The sequence below is a fragment of the Pseudomonas sp. F1_0610 genome (assembly GCF_047470865.1).
In the GTDB taxonomy this organism is placed as follows: Bacteria; Pseudomonadota; Gammaproteobacteria; order Pseudomonadales; family Pseudomonadaceae; genus JAZDRH01.
This window is the reverse complement of record NZ_JAZDRH010000012.1, coordinates 52,326-73,299: the sequence shown is the minus strand read 5'-3', so window position 1 is coordinate 73,299 and position 20,974 is coordinate 52,326. Positions and strand designations below refer to the sequence as shown.

Annotated in this window: 18 protein-coding genes and 1 tRNA gene; 8 read left to right on the top strand and 11 right to left on the bottom strand. The window is 42.7% G+C overall.

Going from position 1 to position 20,974, the window contains the following annotated elements; genetic code table 11:
- Positions 1–68: 68 nt before the first annotated feature.
- The 3 genes from VQ643_RS08600 to VQ643_RS08590 form a co-directional block, all read right to left on the bottom strand.
- Entirely contained in the window at positions 69–2,558 is a 2,490-nt protein-coding gene (locus VQ643_RS08600) for a TonB-dependent siderophore receptor (protein ID WP_414199262.1), read from the bottom strand.
- A gap of 81 nt (positions 2,559–2,639) precedes the next feature.
- On the bottom strand, positions 2,640–3,584 hold the full coding sequence (locus VQ643_RS08595; RefSeq protein WP_414199261.1) for a FecR domain-containing protein: 945 nt from the start codon (positions 3,582–3,584) through the stop codon (positions 2,640–2,642).
- Positions 3,581–4,090, bottom strand: a complete 510-nt coding sequence (locus tag VQ643_RS08590) for a sigma-70 family RNA polymerase sigma factor (RefSeq protein WP_414199259.1) — start codon at positions 4,088–4,090, stop codon at positions 3,581–3,583. Before VQ643_RS08590 ends, VQ643_RS08595 begins: the two co-directional genes overlap by 4 nt.
- 247 nt (positions 4,091–4,337) lie before the next feature.
- Here VQ643_RS08590 and VQ643_RS08585 point away from each other — a divergent pair, with 247 nt between their 5' ends.
- From VQ643_RS08585 to VQ643_RS08575, 3 genes are all read left to right on the top strand, one after another.
- Positions 4,338–4,859: a sigma-70 family RNA polymerase sigma factor gene (locus VQ643_RS08585; protein ID WP_414199258.1), complete on the top strand. Its 522-nt coding sequence runs from the start codon at positions 4,338–4,340 to the stop codon at positions 4,857–4,859.
- Positions 4,860–4,862: 3 nt separating this feature from the next.
- Positions 4,863–5,822, top strand: a complete 960-nt coding sequence (locus tag VQ643_RS08580) for a FecR domain-containing protein (RefSeq protein ID WP_414199256.1) — start codon at positions 4,863–4,865, stop codon at positions 5,820–5,822.
- Positions 5,823–5,922: 100 nt separating this feature from the next.
- Positions 5,923–8,346 (top strand): TonB-dependent siderophore receptor, encoded by a 2,424-nt coding sequence (locus VQ643_RS08575; protein WP_414199254.1) that lies wholly within the window; start codon positions 5,923–5,925, stop codon positions 8,344–8,346.
- Positions 8,347–8,414: 68 nt separating this feature from the next.
- Here the strand turns inward: VQ643_RS08575 and VQ643_RS08570 are convergent, their stop codons facing one another.
- From VQ643_RS08570 to VQ643_RS08540, 7 genes are all read right to left on the bottom strand, one after another.
- Complete coding sequence (locus VQ643_RS08570; RefSeq protein ID WP_414199252.1) at positions 8,415–8,720, bottom strand: PepSY domain-containing protein; 306 nt, start codon at positions 8,718–8,720, stop codon at positions 8,415–8,417.
- On the bottom strand, positions 8,720–9,031 hold the full coding sequence (locus tag VQ643_RS08565) for a PepSY domain-containing protein (protein WP_414199250.1): 312 nt from the start codon (positions 9,029–9,031) through the stop codon (positions 8,720–8,722). The genes VQ643_RS08570 and VQ643_RS08565 overlap by 1 nt, the downstream gene beginning before the upstream one ends.
- A gap of 631 nt (positions 9,032–9,662) precedes the next feature.
- Positions 9,663–10,853: a 2-methylaconitate cis-trans isomerase PrpF gene (gene prpF / locus VQ643_RS08560; protein WP_414199248.1), complete on the bottom strand. Its 1,191-nt coding sequence runs from the start codon at positions 10,851–10,853 to the stop codon at positions 9,663–9,665.
- Between the two features lie 80 nt (positions 10,854–10,933).
- On the bottom strand, positions 10,934–13,525 hold the full coding sequence (gene acnD / locus VQ643_RS08555; protein WP_414199247.1) for a Fe/S-dependent 2-methylisocitrate dehydratase AcnD: 2,592 nt from the start codon (positions 13,523–13,525) through the stop codon (positions 10,934–10,936).
- A gap of 69 nt (positions 13,526–13,594) precedes the next feature.
- Positions 13,595–14,728, bottom strand: a complete 1,134-nt coding sequence (gene prpC, locus VQ643_RS08550; RefSeq protein WP_414199246.1) for a 2-methylcitrate synthase — start codon at positions 14,726–14,728, stop codon at positions 13,595–13,597.
- Positions 14,729–14,822: 94 nt separating this feature from the next.
- A complete protein-coding gene (prpB, locus tag VQ643_RS08545; RefSeq protein WP_414199244.1) occupies positions 14,823–15,713 on the bottom strand; it encodes a methylisocitrate lyase in 891 nt (296 codons plus the stop codon).
- 22 nt (positions 15,714–15,735) lie between these two features.
- A complete protein-coding gene (locus tag VQ643_RS08540; protein ID WP_414199242.1) occupies positions 15,736–16,422 on the bottom strand; it encodes a GntR family transcriptional regulator in 687 nt (228 codons plus the stop codon).
- 911 nt (positions 16,423–17,333) lie between these two features.
- Here VQ643_RS08540 and VQ643_RS08535 point away from each other — a divergent pair.
- Positions 17,334–17,410: transfer RNA gene (locus VQ643_RS08535), tRNA-Met, on the top strand.
- Between the two features lie 462 nt (positions 17,411–17,872).
- Here VQ643_RS08535 and VQ643_RS08530 read toward each other — a convergent pair.
- Positions 17,873–18,103, bottom strand: a complete 231-nt coding sequence (locus VQ643_RS08530) for a helix-turn-helix domain-containing protein (protein ID WP_053101535.1) — start codon at positions 18,101–18,103, stop codon at positions 17,873–17,875.
- A 165-nt stretch (positions 18,104–18,268) separates the two neighbouring features.
- Here VQ643_RS08530 and VQ643_RS08525 point away from each other — a divergent pair, with 165 nt between their 5' ends.
- The 4 genes from VQ643_RS08525 to VQ643_RS08510 all read left to right on the top strand — a co-directional run bounded on the left by VQ643_RS08525 (position 18,269) and on the right by VQ643_RS08510 (position 20,892).
- Entirely contained in the window at positions 18,269–18,490 is a 222-nt protein-coding gene (locus VQ643_RS08525; protein ID WP_053101536.1) for a hypothetical protein, read from the top strand.
- A gap of 2 nt (positions 18,491–18,492) precedes the next feature.
- On the top strand, positions 18,493–19,719 hold the full coding sequence (locus tag VQ643_RS08520; protein ID WP_414199239.1) for a tyrosine-type recombinase/integrase: 1,227 nt from the start codon (positions 18,493–18,495) through the stop codon (positions 19,717–19,719).
- A 2-nt stretch (positions 19,720–19,721) separates the two neighbouring features.
- The gene (locus VQ643_RS08515; protein ID WP_053101538.1) at positions 19,722–19,970 is read left to right on the top strand and encodes a hypothetical protein; all 249 of its coding nucleotides are present in this window, start codon (positions 19,722–19,724) and stop codon (positions 19,968–19,970) included.
- Between the two features lie 67 nt (positions 19,971–20,037).
- A complete protein-coding gene (locus tag VQ643_RS08510) occupies positions 20,038–20,892 on the top strand; it encodes an HD domain-containing protein (protein WP_053101539.1) in 855 nt (284 codons plus the stop codon).
- Positions 20,893–20,974 lie beyond the last annotated feature (82 nt).

Genomic DNA, 20,974 nt, shown 5'->3' with positions numbered 1-20,974 from the left:
CTTTTTAGTTTTGCTGCGACAAATACAAAAACGCCCGATTATTTATCGGGCGCTATATTACTCACCACCTAAAACTTGTATCGCATCGTCAGATGATAATTTCTTGGCTCACCGTAGTTATCACTTGATCCCCAGCGCACATCACTTGCTAGGGCTTGGTAGTATTTCTTATCAAAAATATTGCTCATATTAAGTTGGAAATCTAACTGTTCACTAGCTGCATAGCCCACCATGAAATCCGTAATTGCATAGGCACCTTGCTTAACTCGGTAACTGATTCCATCATGGCTGGCGTCATTGTAGATTTGATTCTGCCAATAAAGATTGGCTCCCACACGCCATTTAGCATACTGCCCAGGCAGGTTATAGGTGGTGGTGAGCTTAAATAGTTTTGTTGGCGAACTGCTGTCAAAGGGTTTACCTTCTCTGGCCAAATTTGCATCTTTTATATATTTAGCCTTGGTATAGGTGTAGCCTGCCCCCACCTGCCAAGCCTCAGTTAGAGCACCTTGTATTTCCAATTCAAAGCCTTCACTGCGCACTAACCCAGCCGCCTCATAGCAAGATTCAGCAGGAAAGCTTGGACATTGTCTTTGATCTAAAATAGCTTTAGCACGGTCTTTTTGGTTAATTCTAAAGACTGCCAAGCTGGTGTTTAAAGCACCATCGTAATATTCACCTTTGATGCCTATTTCATAGTTTTCACCTGTCATAGGATCAAGTAATTTACCAGCTGTATCTTTATTAGCTTGTGGCATAAAGATATCGGTATAGCTTGCATAAACAGAGTGATGATTATCTACATCGTAAATTAGCCCAGCATAACGCGTTAGGTTACGCGTTACTTTAAAGTTATCGCCATTATTGGTCCAAGAAAGCGAGTTGCTACTCTCTACTTCATACCAATCTAAACGTCCGCCCACAATCAGCTTTAATGAGTCAGCTAAACTAAAGCGCGAGGTTAAATACAGGCCTTCTTGAGTGGTGATTTTCCGCGCCTTTCCTGTACGTTCAAAACTCGGTTTAGGCACGTCTTTGCCGCTCCAGTTAGCAAAATCAATATGGCTAGAGATAGGCATGCTACCTAGATTTTTATAGTTATAGGTGGTCATATCATTTCTTCGCCAGCTGCTACCCACTACCAGTTCGTGCTCTCGCCCAAAGACATTAAATGGGCCAGACAAATAAGCATCTAAGGCCGATTGTTTTTCCCAGTGTTTAGATTGATAAAGACTATGGTTTAAATCGTGCGTGGCATTACGGGCAATATAGGTTCCTCTAAATAGCCCATCTTGCCATGATTTAGTTGCTGCAAAGCGCAGATGCCAGTCATTATCAAAGCGATGCTCAATCTCACCAAATAAGGTTGTTAGATCTTGTTTTTTACGTTCCCAATCATTCGCTGGGTTTGTCGAACGAGACAAGTCCATGTGCTTGCCATCTGCAGTTAATGGCAAACCACCCCAGAAGAAATTGGTTTTATCTTTTTGCTTTGAAAAACCCAATGTTAGCGTTGTTTGTTCAGTTAAATCAGCCTCGCCTATCAGGTATAACAAGTCATGATTCTGCTTTTCTCCATCACGAAAAGTGCGGGTATCTCGTGAAGAACTCAGCATGCGACCACGCAAAGTACCTTCATCATTTAATGCGCTAGACGCATCTAACTCTAAACGATAGTCATCCCAACGCCCTACATCAGCAGTGATACTCGCTTGGGGATCAACTGTGGGGCGCTTACGCACCAGATTAATAGCAGCTGACGGAGTGCCTGCACCTGTCACTAAGCCCGTAGCTCCACGCACCACTTCAACGCGATCAAACATGGCCATATTCGCTTGCGAGCTAATAACCCAACCTTCATAGTGCGACGGCAGGCCGTCGTACATAATGTTATTTAAGCTAAAACCACGTGCCGTGAATTCAGGTCGACCTGGTCCTGAACCATTGTTTAAAAACAGACCTGGTGTGCTGCGCACCACATCTGTAATATTCGTCATATTCTGGTCATCAATACGTTGTTTTGTAATAACAGTTACTGACTGAGGTGTTTCACGGATAGACATTGGCAGTTTAGTCGCCGTACCCATTGAGCCCGTTGTGTAAGAACCTGTATTTTCTGTCGTTTCAGCCAGTTGTTGAGTTGCAATGACGGTAACGGATTGCAAGTTAACCTGTGCACCTGTTGAACTTGCCACTAAACGGTATTGATTAGCGCTAATCCATTCAACACTAAATGGCGTGCCTGATACTATCTGTGCAAAACCACCTACCACATCATAATTCCCCTGCAACCCCTGACTGCTATAACCTCGTGTTAACTGTGCATCAAATGAAAGAACGAGATTATTCTGGCTAGCAAATTGGCTAAGCACAGAACCTAAACTACCAGCAGCAATGGAATAGTGGCTGGCTGTTTGGTTTGTTTGGCTATTACCTTCCAAAGCTGCAAAAGATAATTTTGGCAATGCCAATTGCGTTAAGCATAGGCAAGCTAATACGGCATAACTTAAAGGTTTCAGCCGATGCGCAGAGGATGTTTTAAATAAAGTGGCAGACATTTTTATTCCATCAATTGGTTATTCTTCACACTAAAAGACGGATGAGGAAAACTAAATCAGCAATCGAAATAAAAATTATTCTTAACTAGTAGCACTAATACTCACAATAAAGCCTAATTTTTTTTCAATTTTAACGAGCACTGCACGTGCAATGGCGTTTAAAGTGCCATCTAAATCTAGGATAGGATAAGCGCCAGATAAGCGTAACTTTCCCGCCTCTGGATCTAAGTTAATAAAAATAGAATGGTAACGTTCTAGCTGCCCTAACAACTTAGCTAACGGCCAGTCATCTATAGCTAGAGTTCCATAAATCCAAGAATTAGCCACCGCTTTAATAGGTTTTTGGCGATGTCTTTGCTGATCAAAGTAAAGCGTCGTGCCCTCCTCCACCAGCAACTGTTCTTGACTGTCCGCCAAAGTGACACGCACTGCACTTTGTTGCACACTCAAGACATTTTCATTTTCACGCTGGCGAACACTAAACTGCGTGCCTAAGGCTTGCATTTGCCCAAACTGATTCACCACATAAAATGGGCGTGGATCTTTTGCCGTTTGGATATAAATTTCACCTTTCAATAAATACACTTGGCGTTTTTCATTTGTGTAGTCAGTATTCACTGCCGTATCTGTATTGACAAATAACTGACTGCCATCAGGCAAGTTAATTTTTTTCTGCTCACCTTTAGCTGTTCTATGCTCTGCCAAATAGTAGGGTAATTGTTGATAACCTCGCCAAGCTATGCTGCTAGCACCTGCTAGCAAAAACAAACCTAAGACTGTTTGTCGGCGCGTTACCCCCTTTTGCTGATCATTCTGAATAAGTGTCTGTGCTGCAATATTCTGTGGTACTTGTTGAAACTCTTGTTGTAAGGATTCCACACGTTGCCACGCCCATTCATGAGTTAAGTCCAACTGCCGCCATTGGCTTAACTGTTGAGCAAATGCTGCTTGATCCAGCACATTAAGTGATTGCGCATACCAATTAGCTGCCTCAACCAAGGCTTGATGTTGCTTAGGCGTAATCAATCTTGATTTTCCAAGGCGAACACAAGGCAATGCGCTGTGGCTTTGGCCATATATTTAGTAACAGAGCTTATAGACACCTGCAACTGGCTGGCAATTTCGGCATAGGAGAGCCCTTGTAATTGCACCATAATAAAAGCTTGTTTTGCTTTAGTTCCCAGTCCGTCGAGCATACTATCGAGTCTATGTAGGGTATCTAAAATCTGTAAACGCTCTTCTTCAGAAATCACAATAGCTTCTGGTTGTTGAGCTAACACCTCTAAGTAGGCTTTTTCTAAATCCTTGCGGCGAAAGTGATCAATCAAAACCCGCCGAGCAACAGTGACCAAGTAATGACGTGGCTCATTAAAGCTTTCTGGTAGTTTTTGGTTAGCTTCAGCTTTAAGAAGCTTCTCAAAAGTATCCTGCATTAAGTCCTGCGCCTGAACAGTACAAGGCATACGTCGCTTAAGCCACTGTAAAAGCCAGTTGCTATGATCTGAATAGGTTTTATGAGTAAGCGGATACATAGTCACAGACGAAAAATAAAATGAATGATAATTATTATTGTTTAATCATTCAAGACAGGCTTTATAATTAATCCATCCTCAAAAGTAAGACTCAGCTCGACTTAATAGAGGCTTACTGAGCTCAATCAGTCAAGTAAGGATGCTAATTACCGCCAGAAAAATAAAAAAATTCTTGTAAAAAGTTGAAGCACATCTAGCAAACACAAATGATAATGTTTACCATTTGTGTTTTTACGAACCACTCTGTATGCCAGTATCATCTTCCCAACATAACGGCATTGCTCAACTGTACCATGAGAACCACTCATGGTTAACAGCATGGCTAAATAGCCGTTTAGGCAATCATAGCGATGCAAGTGATATTGCCCAAGATACCTTTATGCGTCTACTGACTAGCTCTAAAGAGTATTTATTTTCCAATACGGCTCAGGCGCGTGTGTTTCTAAAAACAACAGCTAAAAATCTGTGTATTAATCAATGGCATCGTCAAGAAATTGAGCGTGCTTGGCTAGAAAGTTTAGCTCATGCAGAACCTAATTATGCGCCTTCTACTGAGGAACAAGCCGTTATCATTGATGCACTAGAGCACATTAATACTATGTTGCGCGATCTTCCAGAAAAAGTCAGTCACGCCTTTATTTTGGCTGTGATCTGCCAAATGACGGATAAAGAAGTAGCTATTCAGTTGGGTGTGACTGATCGCAGCGTACGTAATTATGTAGCCAAAGGTATGTTGGCTTGTTTAAAACTAAAAACAAGCTGGGAATAATCAATGCCAAATGATCAAAGCCTAGAGCAAGCTGCATATTGGTTTGCTATTTTACGCAACCAGCCTATTACTGAAAAGGATATGCAAGCATGGGAAGAATGGTACAGCACAAATACTGAGCACCAACAAGCATGGGCCTATATTGAGCAAGTTCAGCAAACATTCGCTCCATTGCACAACATGCCTAACAATCTACGAATTCATAAAACACTTACTCAAGCTAACAAGCGTCTTGTTAAACGGCGCTCTGTGTTGCTGAGTTTCGTAGCCTTAACTGGTAGTAGCTTGACAATAAGTTGGCTATGGCGCGCCGAATTAAGCCAACAAACAGGCTACTGGCTAGCAGACTTAAAAACACCTACAGGAAAACAACAACAGCATCTACTGAGTGATGGCTCGCATCTTTGGCTTAATACCTACAGTGCAGTTAACTTAAAATATGATCAACACACCCGTTTAATTGAATTTATAACAGGTGAAATTTTTATTAAAACAGCTAAAGACAAACGCCCCCTTAAAGTGAGTACAAACTATGCAAAACTCACCGCTTTAGGCACTGAATTTAATATATTAGAAAAAGAATCAACTATTGAATTAACTGTTCATTCGGGTGCCGTACGTCTAGAAACTGCTATACAAAACTATGTTATTGAACAAGGTTACAGTGTTACTTTTAATGCATCAGAGGTCGAGATAAAACCATCACAAGAACAGCAACAACCTAGTTGGCTAAGTGGCATTTTCATTGCGAAAAATATTCCACTTATAGATTTGGTTACTCAGCTACGGCGTTATTTCTCAGGTCATATTAGTTTAGATAGTCAAATTGAACAGCTCCGCGTTTTTGGCCGTTTCCCCATCACTAACACCCATGAATGTTTAGCCTTATTGAGTGATAGCCTGCCTATCCAAATTAACCAACGCTTTTCATGGTGGATTAACTTAGAAGCCCAAAAAATATAAATAATTTTCCGCTTTTTACCTTGCCAATGGTTTAACCAAGAAACAACACAATTCGTGTATCTGCCACTTCATTAAACGGTTATGCCATCAGGGAAATACTATGTTTTCTGGTAAAAATAAATTTGCTCTTCTGCCTTTAAGTTTTGCTATTGCACTATTCAGTACTCATAGCTCTGCACAAGATTTTTCTATTCCGCAGGGCACATTATCTGACGCATTACTACAGTTTTCGCAAGCATCTGGTAGCTATTTAAGTGTTTCTAGTGAGCTATTGAAAAACAAGATCAGCCAAGGATTACAAGGTGACTATGCTAGCAAAGACGCGCTCAACCAGCTATTAAAAGGCACAGGATTAGCAGCAACTGAGCATGCTGATGGCTCTTTTAGTATTCGCCAAGTAACAGCTACGGCGGAATTAGAAACAGCGGTGGTGATTGCTCACAATGTAGAGGATACCTCTCAAACCTATACCGTCGATAATGCAGGTTATACCAAATCAAAACGTCCTTTGTTAGAAACGCCACAGTCCATTAGCGTGCTGACACAAAAGCGCTTACAAGAACAAAACACCAACAGCCTGCTAAACGCTTATCAAAGCATGCCAGGGGTGGTTACTTATGGGTATTTAATGGGCACAAATATGCCCTACGCTCGTGGGTTTCAACTAAATAGCTTTCAAATTAATGGTGTTCCCACTGCCATTCAAAATGATATGGGCTCTATTGGCTGGGCACAGTTACTTGAATATGACCGCATTGAACTACTCAAAGGTTCTGCAGGCTTATTCCAAGGCTCAAGTTCACCAGCTGGCGCTATTAATATGGTACGCAAGCGAGCCAGCAGTAATACATTTAAAGGAAGTACGACCACGTCTGTAGGTAGCTGGCATAACTATCGACAAGAAGTCGATGTGCAAGGCCCTTTAAATGCACAAGGTAGCATTCGTGGACGTGCTGTTGCTTCTTACGATAGAGGGCATGAGTTTTATGACCGACAAACCCACAAAAATAGAGGTATTTTTACTACAATTGAAGCCGATCTGAGTGATAACACGTTATTAACTACAGGCTACAGTTATAGCTATGCGCAAAATGATGATATTTTTTCGTTTGGCTTACCGCGCTATTCCAACAACCAAAAAATCGACTTTAAGCGCTCTACCAACTTAAGCTCGCGTGATGACTATTCTTACGTTGAAACAAATAAAATCTTTGCTGAGTTAAAACATAGCTTCGATGGCAACTGGAATATGCATTTAGGCTTGAATTATCTTAAAACCAACAATGATGTTATTTACAGTAAAACAGGCGGAGCTATTGATCCTACTGATTTTTCGGGTGGCTATAATTGGGCTGAAAGTCGTGCAGAAAATACTCAACAATACAATTTTGATGGCTATATCAATGGTAACTTCAACTTAGCTGGACGTGAGCATGAGCTAACCTTAGGTGGTAGCATTATTCATGCTAACCGACAAGCTAATAGGTTCCGTGCTTATCCGTCTAATCGTTATAACAATATTGAAAATATTTTCGATTTCGATCTACCTCATAGTTATCGGAGTGAAAAATTCCAACGTCAAAAAAGCCAGCTTGATCAGTATGGTGCGTACGGAATGCTTACATTTAACTTAGCTGACCCTTTAGACTTCTTAGTAGGGGCACGTAGCTCATGGTGGGAATACCAACAAACCATTACACCAATTAAAAATGGTGTAAGACAAAATAGTTCTAAAGTAACACAAGAAGTTAATGGCAAAACCACACCATTCTATGGGTTGGTATACCGTCTTAACAAAAGCACAAGTTTATATGCTAGTTATGGCGAAACTTTTAGCCCACAACTGAATTTATTTAGTTATAACGGCAGCCCACTCCCCCCAGTTAAAGGGCAAACCTATGAGTTGGGTTTGAAAAAAGAACACTTTGAGGGCGCACTCACCACCAATTTTGCACTTTTTAGAACCTATCAGATGGGGACTGGAGAAATTGATCGCAAATACCCGCATCCTTGTATGAGCCCTGGAACAGATATTTGCTCTGCACCAAGTGGAAAAATTAAATCAGAAGGTTTTGAAGCGGAATTAAATGGTGAAGTTGCAGAAGGCTTAAATATTGCTGCGTCTTACACTTACAATCGAAGCAAATACATTAAAAACAACAATGATCCACAACTAGAAGGTAAAACAGCATTAATGTATATGCCAAAACACCTTGTTCGTATTTGGGGAAATTACCAATTGCCAGGCGCTTATCAACAATGGCAAGTTGGCTTGGGAGCAAACATACAAAGTAGCACATCAAATTTTTATAAAGTAAACAACAATAATATTTACAGCACCACATCTGGTTACGCTGTTTATAATGCACGCATTGCTTATCAAATAAATGACACTATTAATTTGTCGCTCAACGTTGATAATATATTTGACAAAACCTATCACAAAATACCAGGAAATCTGGATACACAAGCTTTCTATGGTGCTCCTAGAAGTACCACATTAACCTTAAGAACCTATTTCTAAATAATATTTATAAATAAAAAGGCTGTGTTATATAAATCTAATGCTAGACTCATATAACACAGCCCTAGTTAATCGTCCAACTCGTCTTTTATTATTTGTCCTGTTACTGCATTGAGCTTAATTTCTCGAACTTGTCCTGTGCTCATAATCACTTCCATTTCATAGATATACAGGCTTTTCTTTCTCTCCAACTCAAGCTCTAACACGTGTGATCCTGGATATTTTCTAGTAGCTATTTGTACTAATTCTGTCACTGGTTTAATAATGCCTTGCTGAGTTAAACGCAACGCATCATTATGCGATAACTCATCTGCAACTAAGCTTGCCGAAGGCAAGCTTAGTAATATAACCAGTGTTATGCCACGGGCGGTCATTAGTGATCCTGTCTATTGCTAATCACTTCACCTGTTTTAGCATTAACATGCACATCCCACTCAATACCGTTTGCATCATGCACTTCTACTTCATATACATAGCCATGCAACATTGAAGTTTCAAACTCTGCATCAGTAATAACGCCGTTTGGATGAAGTTTTAAAATAACATTATTTAATTCTTGTGCACTTTTAATAGTTCCAGCTTTAGTTAGCTGATCAATTTGTGCTGGCATAATATCAGCGGCTTGAGCAAAGTTTGCGCCTAACATGAAAGCAGAAGCAGCAAATAGTGCGATTAATTTTTTCATTTGTGTATCTCCATTGGTTTAGTTGATTTGTTGATGGTTACTTTAAATAAGCAACCTTAAGCGAAACTTAAAAAATAGCAGTAATTTCTTAAGTTTCTCAACTAAAAAGCATATTGAGAAAAACATCACAAAAAACATTAAAATCTACAAATAAACAGTTAATATACATTCTAATTATTATTGATAAATCATGATTACCGTAATAATGCAGCTTCTAGCCAACCAAAAAAGTATTGAAAATACGGATTCTGATGAGCTGCTAATTTCGCTCACTCTAATCCCTATACAATGCACTTAACGAGCTCCTGATGCTGCCCACTTGCTTGCATGCTGTTTCTTTCTAACTTATTAAACCGTGACTCATCATCAAGCTAATGTAACAGCACAGGATCATAGCTCTATTTGTTGAGTCAACCTAAACGAATAATGCTCTCAAAAGACTGCACTTAAACCGCCCATCAAACGCACAAACAGCACCGATTTATGAATGGCGTTAATACGGCAGTTCTATTTTAGCAAGCTATCTGTTATGTAGCAGAGGAATATTCTGTTTAAGCACTGACCTAGCTAATATCCACGCTTAATGAAGAGATCAAATTAAAAGCGCCCGTAACGGGCGCTTTTGGGCAACTTAGAATGAATCACCAGGGATTCGTACCCAGCCTTCCATTAATACGCGAGCGCTGCGGCTCATAATGGCTTTTTTTACCGTCCATTGCCCATTAACCTGTTCTGCCTCAGCTCCTACACGCAATGTGCCTGATGGATGCCCAAAGCGTACGGCTTGGCGCTCTCCACCACCTGCGGCCAAATTCACTAAAGTGCCCGGAATAGCGGCCGCTGTACCAATAGCAACGGCGGCAGTGCCCATCATCGCATGGTGCAGTTGGCCCATTGACAAGGCGCGTACTAATAAATCCATATCGCTAGCTTGTAGCACCTTACCACTTGAGGTGGTATAGCCCGCTGCGGGTGCAACAAAAGCGACCTTAGGTGTATGCTGGCGAGTCGCGGCTTCGCTTAAGTCTTTAATTAAACCCATTTTTAACGCACCATGAGCTCGAATCAGCTCAAAACGTGCTAAAGCTTCTTTATCACTATTAATTGCTGATTGAAGTTCAGTGCCTGTGTAGCCAATATCCTGCGCATTAACAAAGATAGTAGGGATGCCAGCGTTAATTAATGTAACAGACAAACTGCCGACATTAGGAACCTCTAAGGTGTCTACAAGATTTCCCGTTGGGAACATAGCACCGCCGTCGCCATCCTCATCGGCTGCCGGATCAAGAAACTCAATTTGCACTTCAGCAGCTGGAAAGGTTACGCCATCTAACTCAAAGTCGCCTGTTTCTTGTACTTGACCATTAGTGACAGGCACATGAGCAATAATGGTTTTTTCGATATTAGCTTGCCAAATACGCACAGTGCAGATGCCATTTTGTGGAATTTTGCTTGCCTCTACCAAACCGTTGCTAATTGCAAAGGAGCCTACAGCCGCTGTAAGGTTTCCGCAGTTACCACTCCAGTCGACAAAAGGCTTATCAATAGAAACCTGTCCAAATAAATAATCAACATCGTGATCTGCTCGGTTACTTTTACTCAGCAATACTGTTTTACTGGTACTTGAGGTAGCAGCTCCCATGCCATCAATTTGTTTAGCATAAGGATCAGGGCTACCGATAACACGTAATAATAGTGCATCACGTGCTTTACCTGCTTTTTGTGCAGCAACAGGTAAATCTTCTACCCGAAAAAACACACCTTTACTGGTGCCACCACGCATATAGGTTGCTGGAATTTTAATCTGTGGGACAGCGCTCATAAACAGCTCCCTTGGCTAAATCAAAAAAGCCCGTTAAGCCCTTAGGAGATATTTAGAGCTTAACGGGAATACAGTGAACCTTAGTGTTGCTCTGAAGCTAAGAAATCTTGAGCAAAACGCTGTAATACACCGCCTGCTTCATAAATAGAAACTTCTTCGGCAGTATCTAAACGGCATTTCACTGGTACTTCTACAACTTCACCATTTTGACGATGAATAACCAAGGTTAAGGTAGTACGTGGTGTGCGCTGACCTACTACGTCATAGGTTTCAGTGCCATCTAAACCCAGTGTTTTGCGATTGGTGCCAGCCTGGAACTCCAGTGGCAATACACCCATGCCTACTAGGTTAGTACGGTGAATACGCTCAAAGCCTTCGGCAGCAATGGCTTCAACTCCTGCCAAACGCACACCTTTAGCCGCCCAGTCACGTGATGAACCTTGGCCATAATCAGCGCCAGCAACAATAATTAATGGCTGCTTGCGATTCATATAGGTTTCAATCGCCTCCCACATGCGAGTGACTTTGCCTTCTGGCTCAATACGCGCTAAGGAACCTTGCTTCACTTTGCCATTTTCATCCAGCACCATTTCATTAAATAGTTTTGGGTTGGCTAAGGTTGCACGCTGAGCTGTTAGGTGATCACCACGGTGGGTAGCGTAGGAGTTAAAATCCTCTTCTGGTAAGCCCATTTTTGCTAAATACTCACCAGCGGCACTGCTTGCCATAATGGCATTTGAAGGTGATAAATGGTCAGTCGTAATATTGTCACCTAGCAAGGCTAACGGACGCATACCTTTGAGTGTACGCTCACCAGCTAAAGCGCCTTCCCAGTAAGGTGGACGACGAATATAGGTGCTCATTTCACGCCAGTCATACAGCGGGCTTGGCGCTTGCTCTGCGGCATCCAAGTTAAACATTGGAATATAGACTTGGCGGAATTGCTCTGGCTTAACGCTTTTTGCCACAATGGCATCAATTTCTTCATCGCTTGGCCAAATATCTTTCAGCGTGATTGGCTTGCCTTGTGCGTCATGACCCAATACGTCTTTTTCAATATCAAAACGCATAGTGCCAGCAATCGCATACGCCACAACTAATGGCGGAGAAGCCAAAAACGCTTGCTTGGCATAAGGATGAATACGTCCATCAAAGTTACGGTTGCCTGAAAGTACGGCTGTTGCGTACAAATCGCGGTCAATAATTTCTTGTTGGATTTTTGGATCTAATGCACCACTCATGCCGTTACATGTAGTACACGCAAAACCAACAATACCAAAGCCTAGTTTTTCTAGTTCAGGCAATAGCTTGGAATCTTTTAAGTACAACTCAGCGACTTTTGAACCCGGCGCAAAAGAGCTTTTTACCCAAGGTTTGCGCACTAAACCTAACTGGTTAGCTTTTCGCGCCAATAAACCTGCTGCCACTACGTTGCGAGGGTTACTGGTATTAGTACAACTGGTAATGGCAGCGATAATTACAGCGCCATCAGGCATTAAACCTGCTTCCTCTTTCCAGGCTTTAGCAATGCCTTTAGCGGCTAAATCGCTAGTGGCTAAACGTGCATGTGGATTAGATGGGCCAGCCATATTACGGCCTACAGAAGATAGGTCAAACTTCAGCACACGCTCATATTCTGCGGTTTTTAAACTATCGCCCCATAAACCTGTTAACTTGGCGTATTGCTCAACTAACTCAATTTGTTCAGGATCACGACCTGTCAGTTTTAAGTAATCAATGGTTTGCTGATCAATGTAGAACATTGCCGCTGTTGCGCCGTATTCTGGCGTCATATTCGAAATAGTGGCGCGGTCGCCAATGCTTAAGCTGTCAGCTCCTTCACCAAAGAACTCTAAGTACGCCGAGACAACGCGTTCTTTACGTAGGAACTCAGTTAACGCCAATACAATATCTGTTGCGGTAATGCCCGGTTGACGTTTGCCAACTAATTCAACCCCAATAATATCTGGCAGACGCATCATAGAAGCACGTCCAAGCATTACGGTTTCTGCTTCTAGACCACCCACGCCAATAGCGATAACGCCCAAAGCATCAACGTGTGGCGTATGGCTATCTGTGCCTACACAGGTGTCAGGAAAAGCTACGCCATCACGCACCTGAATAACAGGAGACATTTTTTCAAGGTTGATTTGGTGCATGATGCCGTTACCTGCAGGGATAACGTCAACGTTTTTAAATGCCGTTTTAGTCCACTCAATAAAGTGGAAACGGTCTTCGTTACGTCGGTCTTCAATTGCACGGTTTTTTGCAAAAGCATCGGGATCAAAGCCGCCACATTCAACAGCTAATGAGTGGTCAACAATCAACTGCGTTGGCACTACTGGATTTACTTTTGCTGGGTTACCGCCTTGCTCAGCAATAGCATCACGTAAGCCAGCAAGGTCAACCAATGCGGTTTGCCCTAAAATATCATGGCACACCACGCGTGCTGGGTACCATGGAAAATCTAAATCACGTTTACGCTGAATAAGCTGGTTAAGTGAGTCCGTCAGCATACTTGGTTCGCAGCGTCGCACTAAGTTTTCTGCCAATACGCGCGAGGTGTACGGCAGTTTTTCATAAGCACCTGCTTCAATCGCATTCACCGCTTCGCGGGTATCGTAGTAACTCAGTGCTGTGCCAGGTAAGGTTTTACGGTATTGGGTATTCATATCACAATCCATCAGGTAAACAGTGCTTTAAGACCAAGCAAGCAATTGCTGGCTTGGTCTTTTGTGTGATTAACGCTCTGCCATTGCTGGCACTTGTCGCTGTTCTACGCCCACATATTCTGCACTTGGGCGAATAATGCGGTTATTGGCGCGCTGTTCGAAAACATGTGCCGCCCAGCCAGTTAAGCGCGAGCAAACAAAAATCGGAGTAAAGAGTTTTGTCGGAATACCCATAAAGCGATACGCCGAAGCATGATAAAAATCTGCATTAGGGAATAAACGTTTTTCATCCCACATCAGTTGTTCAATTGCTTTAGAAACTGGGTAAATAACGCTGTCGCCTACTTCTTCAGCAAGACGGCGCGAGTAATCTTTGATCACTTCATTACGTGGATCCGACTCGCGATAAATAGCATGACCAAAGCCCATAATCAGCTCTTTACGCGCCATCATTTGCTTAAGCTCTGCGACGGCTTCTTCTGGTGAGGAGAAGCGATCAATCAAATCCATTGCTGCTTCATTAGCACCGCCATGCAAAGGCCCACGTAATGAACCAATAGCCCCAGTAATGCAAGAGTATAAATCTGACAAAGTTGAAGCGCACACACGCCCCGTAAAGGTAGAGGCATTAAACTCATGCTCGGCATAAAGAATCATGGAAACATTCATGACTTCGCGGTGCAATTCACTGGGCGATTTATCATGTAATAACGCCAAGAAATGACCACCCAAATCGGCTTCATCAGTCACGCAGCTAATACGTACGCCTTCATGGCTAAAGCGATACCAATAAATTAACACCGCTGGCAGCATGGCGAGCAAACGATCAGTCACATCATGCTGATCCACAAAACTTTGTTCAGGCTCTAAAGTGCCAAGCACTGAAACGCCTATGCGCATCACATCCATAGGATGTGCATCGGCTGGCAAACGTTCTAATACTTCTTTTAGCGTGTCAGGTAAATCACGCATGCCTTTTAAACGCTCAGAATAGGCATCTAATTGCGCTTGTGTAGGCAACTCGCCATATAACAATAAATAGGCGACTTCTTCAAACTTGCCAGTTTTAGCTAAATCGCGTACATCATAACCACGATAGGTTAAACCTGCCCCTTCTTGGCCCACGGTTGATAAGGCTGTTTGTCCCGCAATCTGGCCACGTAGACCAGCTCCACTCAGTACTTTGTTCTTTGCATCAGCCACGGTTTTAATCCTCTTATTACTTAGCGATGACAAATCTTGTTATTGTTCAAACTTGAGTTGGAAGCGCCCATTTCAGGCGCTGCCTAAAATCAGATTACTTGTTTTTTTGTTGTGCAAATAAATTGTCTAGGTATTGCTCAAACGCGTGATAATTGATGCGATCGTAGAGTTCCATGCGGGTTTGCATGGTATCTACCACATTTTTTTGCGAACCATCACGGCGAATGGCTGTATAGACATTCTCAGCTGCTTTGTTCATGGCACGGAAAGCTGATAATGGATAAAGCACAAGAGATACATCTACGCCAGCCAGTTCATCAGTGCTATATAAAGGTGTGGCACCAAACTCAGTAATATTGGCTAGAATTGGCGCTTTCACACGATCAGCAAAGGTTTTATACATTTGCAATTCAGTAATAGCTTCTGGGAACACCATATCAGCGCCCGCTTCAACACAGGCTGCGGCGCGGTCAAGAGCTGCATTTAAGCCTTCTACGGCTAAGGCATCAGTACGCGCCATAATCACAAAACTATCATCAGTACGGGCATCAACGGCTGCCTTAATACGGTCAACCATTTCTTGTTGGGTTACGATTTCTTTGTTTGGACGATGACCACAACGTTTAGCACCTACTTGATCTTCAATATGAATGGCCGCTGCGCCAAACTTGATCATGGATTTAACCGTGCGCGCTACGTTAAAAGCAGAAGAACCAAAACCTGTATCTACGTCAACCAACAAAGGCAGATCGCAGACATCAGTAATACGACGCACATCGGTTAGCACATCATCTAGACCGCTAATTCCTAAATCAGGCAGCCCTAAAGAGCCTGCCGCTACACCGCCACCTGATAAATAAATAGCTTGAAAACCAGCACGTTTAGCTAACAAAGCATGGTTTGCATTAATAGCGCCAACCACTTGTAAGGGATGCTCTGCGGCTACCGCGTCACGAAAGCGTTGACCTGGAGTTTTCTGACTCATGACTCACCTCGTCTTGGATTTATTAGTTAGCGGACGCCGCATAGTGGCGTTCGATATTACGTCGCGATTTAGCAATATGGCGACGCATTAGTAACTCAGCTAATTCACCATCGCGGTTAGCAATGGCATCTAAAATTCGATAATGCTCAGTAAAAGCTTGTTGTGGTCGATTCGGCGTTGCTGAAAAGCGAATACGGTACATGCGCACAAGGTGATACAGTTCATCACATAACAGCTTCATCAGTGTTTTATTACCGCTGCCTTGAATGATTCGATAGTGAAAGTCAAAATCACCTTCTTGTTGCACATAATTAATCCCCGCTTGGAATGACTCATCACGCTCATGTGCAGCCAGCACTTCACGTAACTCATCAATAGCGCTTTCGCTCATACGCTGAGCGGCCAAACGGCACGCCATACCTTCTAAAGACTCACGCACCTCATACAGTTCAAGCAACTCCGCTGGCGTTAATGACACTACGCGCGCGCCCACATGCGGAATTCGAACTAATAAGCGCTGGCCTTCTAAGCGATGCAATGCCTCACGCAGAGGACCTCGACTAATGCCATAAATTTTGGCTAATTCAGGTTCAGATATTTTGCTACCAGGTAGAAGTTTTCCTTCCACAATAGAAGCTTGCAAAGCACGAAAAACCTGCTCTGATAAAGTACCTACTTCCACTGTGTTCTGGATAGCTGATTCCACCATTGATCGCCTTAAATTGTCGACACTTATTATAAAATACAGAGTGGAAATTAGTTTTTTACAGTCAAACTGTCAACAGATCCAGCAGATTGTTGACAATAATTAAAACCAAGGTAGTAGAAACATGGTAAAAAGCATAGACTTTATGGGTAGGAAAAAAGCGTCAAAATAGCTGACGTATAAGGACAAAATAAAAGGCTAAAATTGAGCACCTAACAGCACAACAGAACCAACTTTCTTTTATGCTGGTTTTATTATTCAAAGGAAATTGCCGAATGAAGAAGTTATTAATCCCCTGCTTTTTACTGCTTTGTGCTAGCTATGCACAAACTAAGCAGTGCCGATGAGTACAGTATCAGCGCCAAAGACACCTTCCAACGCCTGCAAGATAAATCATAAAAGGTCCTTTTTATTGACGTTCGCGATCCTATTGAGATCCAATTTACAGGCTTTAGCAACGAGGTAGCTGCCAATATTCCGTAACTACTGGTGGATAGTAAGCCATGAAATCCCCGCTCACAGTCTTTTCCAATGGAACTAAACCCTCACTTTGTAGCGGATGTTAAAAAAGCCTTGGCACAACGCGGACTAGATGAAAATACCTTGATTATTACTATGTGCCGCTCAGGTAGCGCTCTCGGCTTACCCAGCGTTGAACTATTAGGTCAAAGCGACTTAAATAACAGCTTTTATGTAAGGCGATGTCATTCGAACAGGTGAGCGCGCTGGTAAACGCCTTATGAATGGCTGGCAAAACTCAGGTTTACCTTGGGGCGGCCTACCAAGCGCTGAAAAAGCCTATAAAGTAAATTAAATAAACGCTGCAAGCCCTATGTTTAGTGGCTTGCGTAGTATTAATCAATATTTTTTATAGAAGTTATTGATTTTATTAAAAAAATACATATAATGATCGGCGCGGGATGGAGCAGCCTGGTAGCTCGTCGGGCTCATAACCCGAAGGTCGTCAGTTCAAATCTGGCTCCCGCAACCAGATTCATCAATAAAGCCTCAAGCATTTAATTGTTTGGGGCTTTTTTGTATCTGGACTTCCTGTAACCCTTTTCTCATGCGCCTTACAGCGCTCTTCTCTTAGCTGTACAGGGCTTTTTTTAAGATGCTTTTAAGCTGTTTTGGCCGCATAAAATGCCATAAAAGCGCATCTCTTAAACACTCTAAAAATAGCGTGCTGACCATATGCTGACCAAATCCTGCCACTTTGCTGACAAAATGCTGACCATTTTATTGGTCAGCGGCTATAAATTTTGACCTTCGGGCACCAGTAGAAAAATATTTTTTAATGGGGTTTGGTCAGCAAAATTATCTCCCCTGAGCGCCTAGCGCGTACTCAAAAATGGATCAATAAAGCACTCGAATAGCTCGCTTAATCTAACCATTGTAATTAGATCAATGTGCCTAGTTTGCTCTTCACAGAGCGCTAAAGTAGCGTTACAAGTCAGACCAGCTCTTCAGGCTCAACCTTGCTATTAGGTATGTACTCAAAAATCTCACCCACTTCACAGTTAAAAAGCTCACACAGTTTATCAATTGCATTTAAGTCAATTCTGATAGCACGCTCGTCGTAAAGCGCAGTAACTGTATTTCGGTGCAAACCCGTTTCCCTCGCTACATCAATAATCTTCATTTTGTGCATACCCATGAGGGTAGATAGATGGCACTTAATCATTTTATTCTCCTTAAAAGCCTTGCAGGAAGGCATAAAGACTTGCATTAGTGCTAAAAGCACATATAATCATCTTGCAGTAAGGCATAAAGCCTTCCTTTTGTATGTAGCGCCTAGTTATAGGTCTTTTAATTAATCAGCAGGTGATTCTACCTAGGAGTTAGAAAAATGTCTCATACGTTCTTAACCACCGATCAGCTCTCTGAGCGTATCCACTACAACGCACGCACCATTCGTCACCAGCTGGTGGATAAGTGCCTGTTTGAAGGCCGTCACTATGTGCGTCCTTTTGGTGGCCGCAAGTACTTGTTTATTTGGGAAACCATTAAAGAAGACTTGCTTGCCTCGTACAGCGACAGCGTCGCAATGCCTTTCCAAGCGGAGGCTTAATCATGGCTAACGTTCGTGTAGATGAGCGCACCGACAGGCTCTATTTAGATTTTCGCTACCAAGGTAAGCGTTACCGTGAGTTTTCAGGATTAAAAAATACGGCCACCAACACTCGCAAGCTGGAAAAACTGGGCGAAAAGATTGAGCAAGAGATTGTTCTGGGTTCTTTCAAGTATCACCATCACTTTCCAGAGTCAGCAGCAGGCAAGCGTTTTGCTCAAGAAGAGCTGGAGCAGATTAAACAGGCTACAGCCATTACAGCAGCAGTCACCTCGGCACTAAAGGTTGAATCAACCAATACGCCACTGTTTAAAGATTTTGTTGAAGAATGGATCTTGGAGAACAAGATCTCTTGGCGGGATTCTCATTTGAGCAATATGCGCAACATCGTCAAATGCCATTACTTACCGCATTTTGCAGACAGAGAAGTCGGCAGCATCACTCGTGCTGAATTGTTAAAGTTTCGATCAGATCTCGCCAAAGTTCCAGGTCGAACTGTTAACAAGGGACTCTCAGCAAACCGTATCAACAAGATCATGGATCCGTTGCGACGTATTTTTGAGGAAGCCGCCGACCGTTATGAATTTAACACACCTTTTATCCGCATTAAACCACTGCGTATTCAGAAAAGTGACGTAGAGCCTTTTACGTTGGCGGAAACACTGCGCATTATCGCAGCAGCACGTCCTGACTATAAAAACTATTACATAGTGCGCTTTTTCACCGGCATGCGCACTGGTGAAATTGATGGCCTCAAGTGGAAGTATGTAGACTTTGAGCGTCGCCAGATCTTGATACGAGAAACCATTGTTGCGGGTAAAGAAGACTATACCAAGACCGACTCGTCACAACGTGAAATTCAAATGACAGATGCTGTTTACCGTGCTTTAAAACACCAGCATAAAGCTACGTCATTGGTATCAGAATTTGTCTTCTGCAATCTCAAAGGCACACCGCTGAATCATAACAATGTGACTAAACGTGTCTGGTATCCGCTATTGGCCAAACTCAAGCTTGAAAAGCGTCGCCCTTATCAAACACGCCACACTGCCGCCACGCTCTGGCTCGCAGCAGGTGAAGCACCAGAGTGGATCGCCCGGCAAATGGGCCATGCCAGCACCGAAATGCTGTTCAAAGTGTATTCACGCTACGTGCCCAACCTTACTCGCAAAGATGGCTCAGCCTTTGAGCGCCTGTTAGATGAGCAAATGAGTCTGCTGGAGAAATAACCATGCAAACGATTCTATTGAAAACAGAGCAGCAGAAGTTGATCACGCCACGCAATGTGACGATCTGGTTGATTAACTATTACAAGATTCCGCGTAGTAATGATTTGTCGTTGCACTGGGGCTTACCGTACTGGATCGACAACTACACCGCTATCAAATATTGGGTTGAGAGCGTCATGAGCGAAAAGCCCTATAAGGGTCGCGTACTAGGTGATCTTCGCCGCCGCTTTGAAGAGCAATTACCTATTTAAAACGACAAAGCAGCACTCAACTCACTGCTAACCGTAGATAATAATGATCAACTAAAGGATACATGATATGGAAACTTTTGATGTAGATATCGCTTGGATAAGTCTACTCGATAGAGCGAATGACATCTGGAGCGTAGAAACACGCGATAAACGATTTTACCAGGAAAGCTGTAACTTGAGGGGACTGCAACATACTGATGGCTATATTGCTTTGATTGAAATTCACAGCAATCAGCTTGCTCGAGTGCTGGACACCGAGATGCTACAGCTCCCACAGGATGTCGTTCGTACTCATTTTGCTTGGCGACAACCGGATCAATTGGATGCACAAGGTGCGCTCTGGTATTACGCTGAAACGATAGAAAATCCTGTCTTAAAAGAGTTCATCACTAATATATTGAGCGATGCCAAGATCATGCATCCTTTTTACATAGCTCGAGCTAGCCAAGATTATCATCACAATGAAAAAGGCGGTCTTTTTAAACACAGTGTGCAAGTTGCTTTAACTGCCATTCACCTAGCGTGCAATCACGAACTCGAAGAAGATGAAGTTGAGTGCGCATTTGTCTGTGGTTTGCTGCATGATATTGGCAAGATCATGATGTTTTATAACACTGATAAAAACCAACAAAAAGGCGTAAATGGTCAACATGAAGCTTTTAGCTTTATGGTGCTTGCCGAGCATCTTGAGCGCTTAAAAGCTCAGGATAAAACTCTGTTTGAAGCTGTTTCAGCAACGCTATCGGCTAATGTAAACGGGAAAAAGCATTGCGAATACGTGATCGAAACTATTGTCCGTGCTGCCGACCTTGTTTCGGCTGAAGCTTATCAAAGCCGTGCCGCATTCAAAGGCAAACCGGCATCACTTCTGCGTGCTAGTTTTCACTCTGGCAAACACTATAAGCGCCTAAAGCAAATGTAAAGTAATGTAGTTGCAAAACACGCACAGGCCAGCAAGGTTGTTTTGTACTTGCTGGCCTTTTGGTATCTAATATCCAATTTTT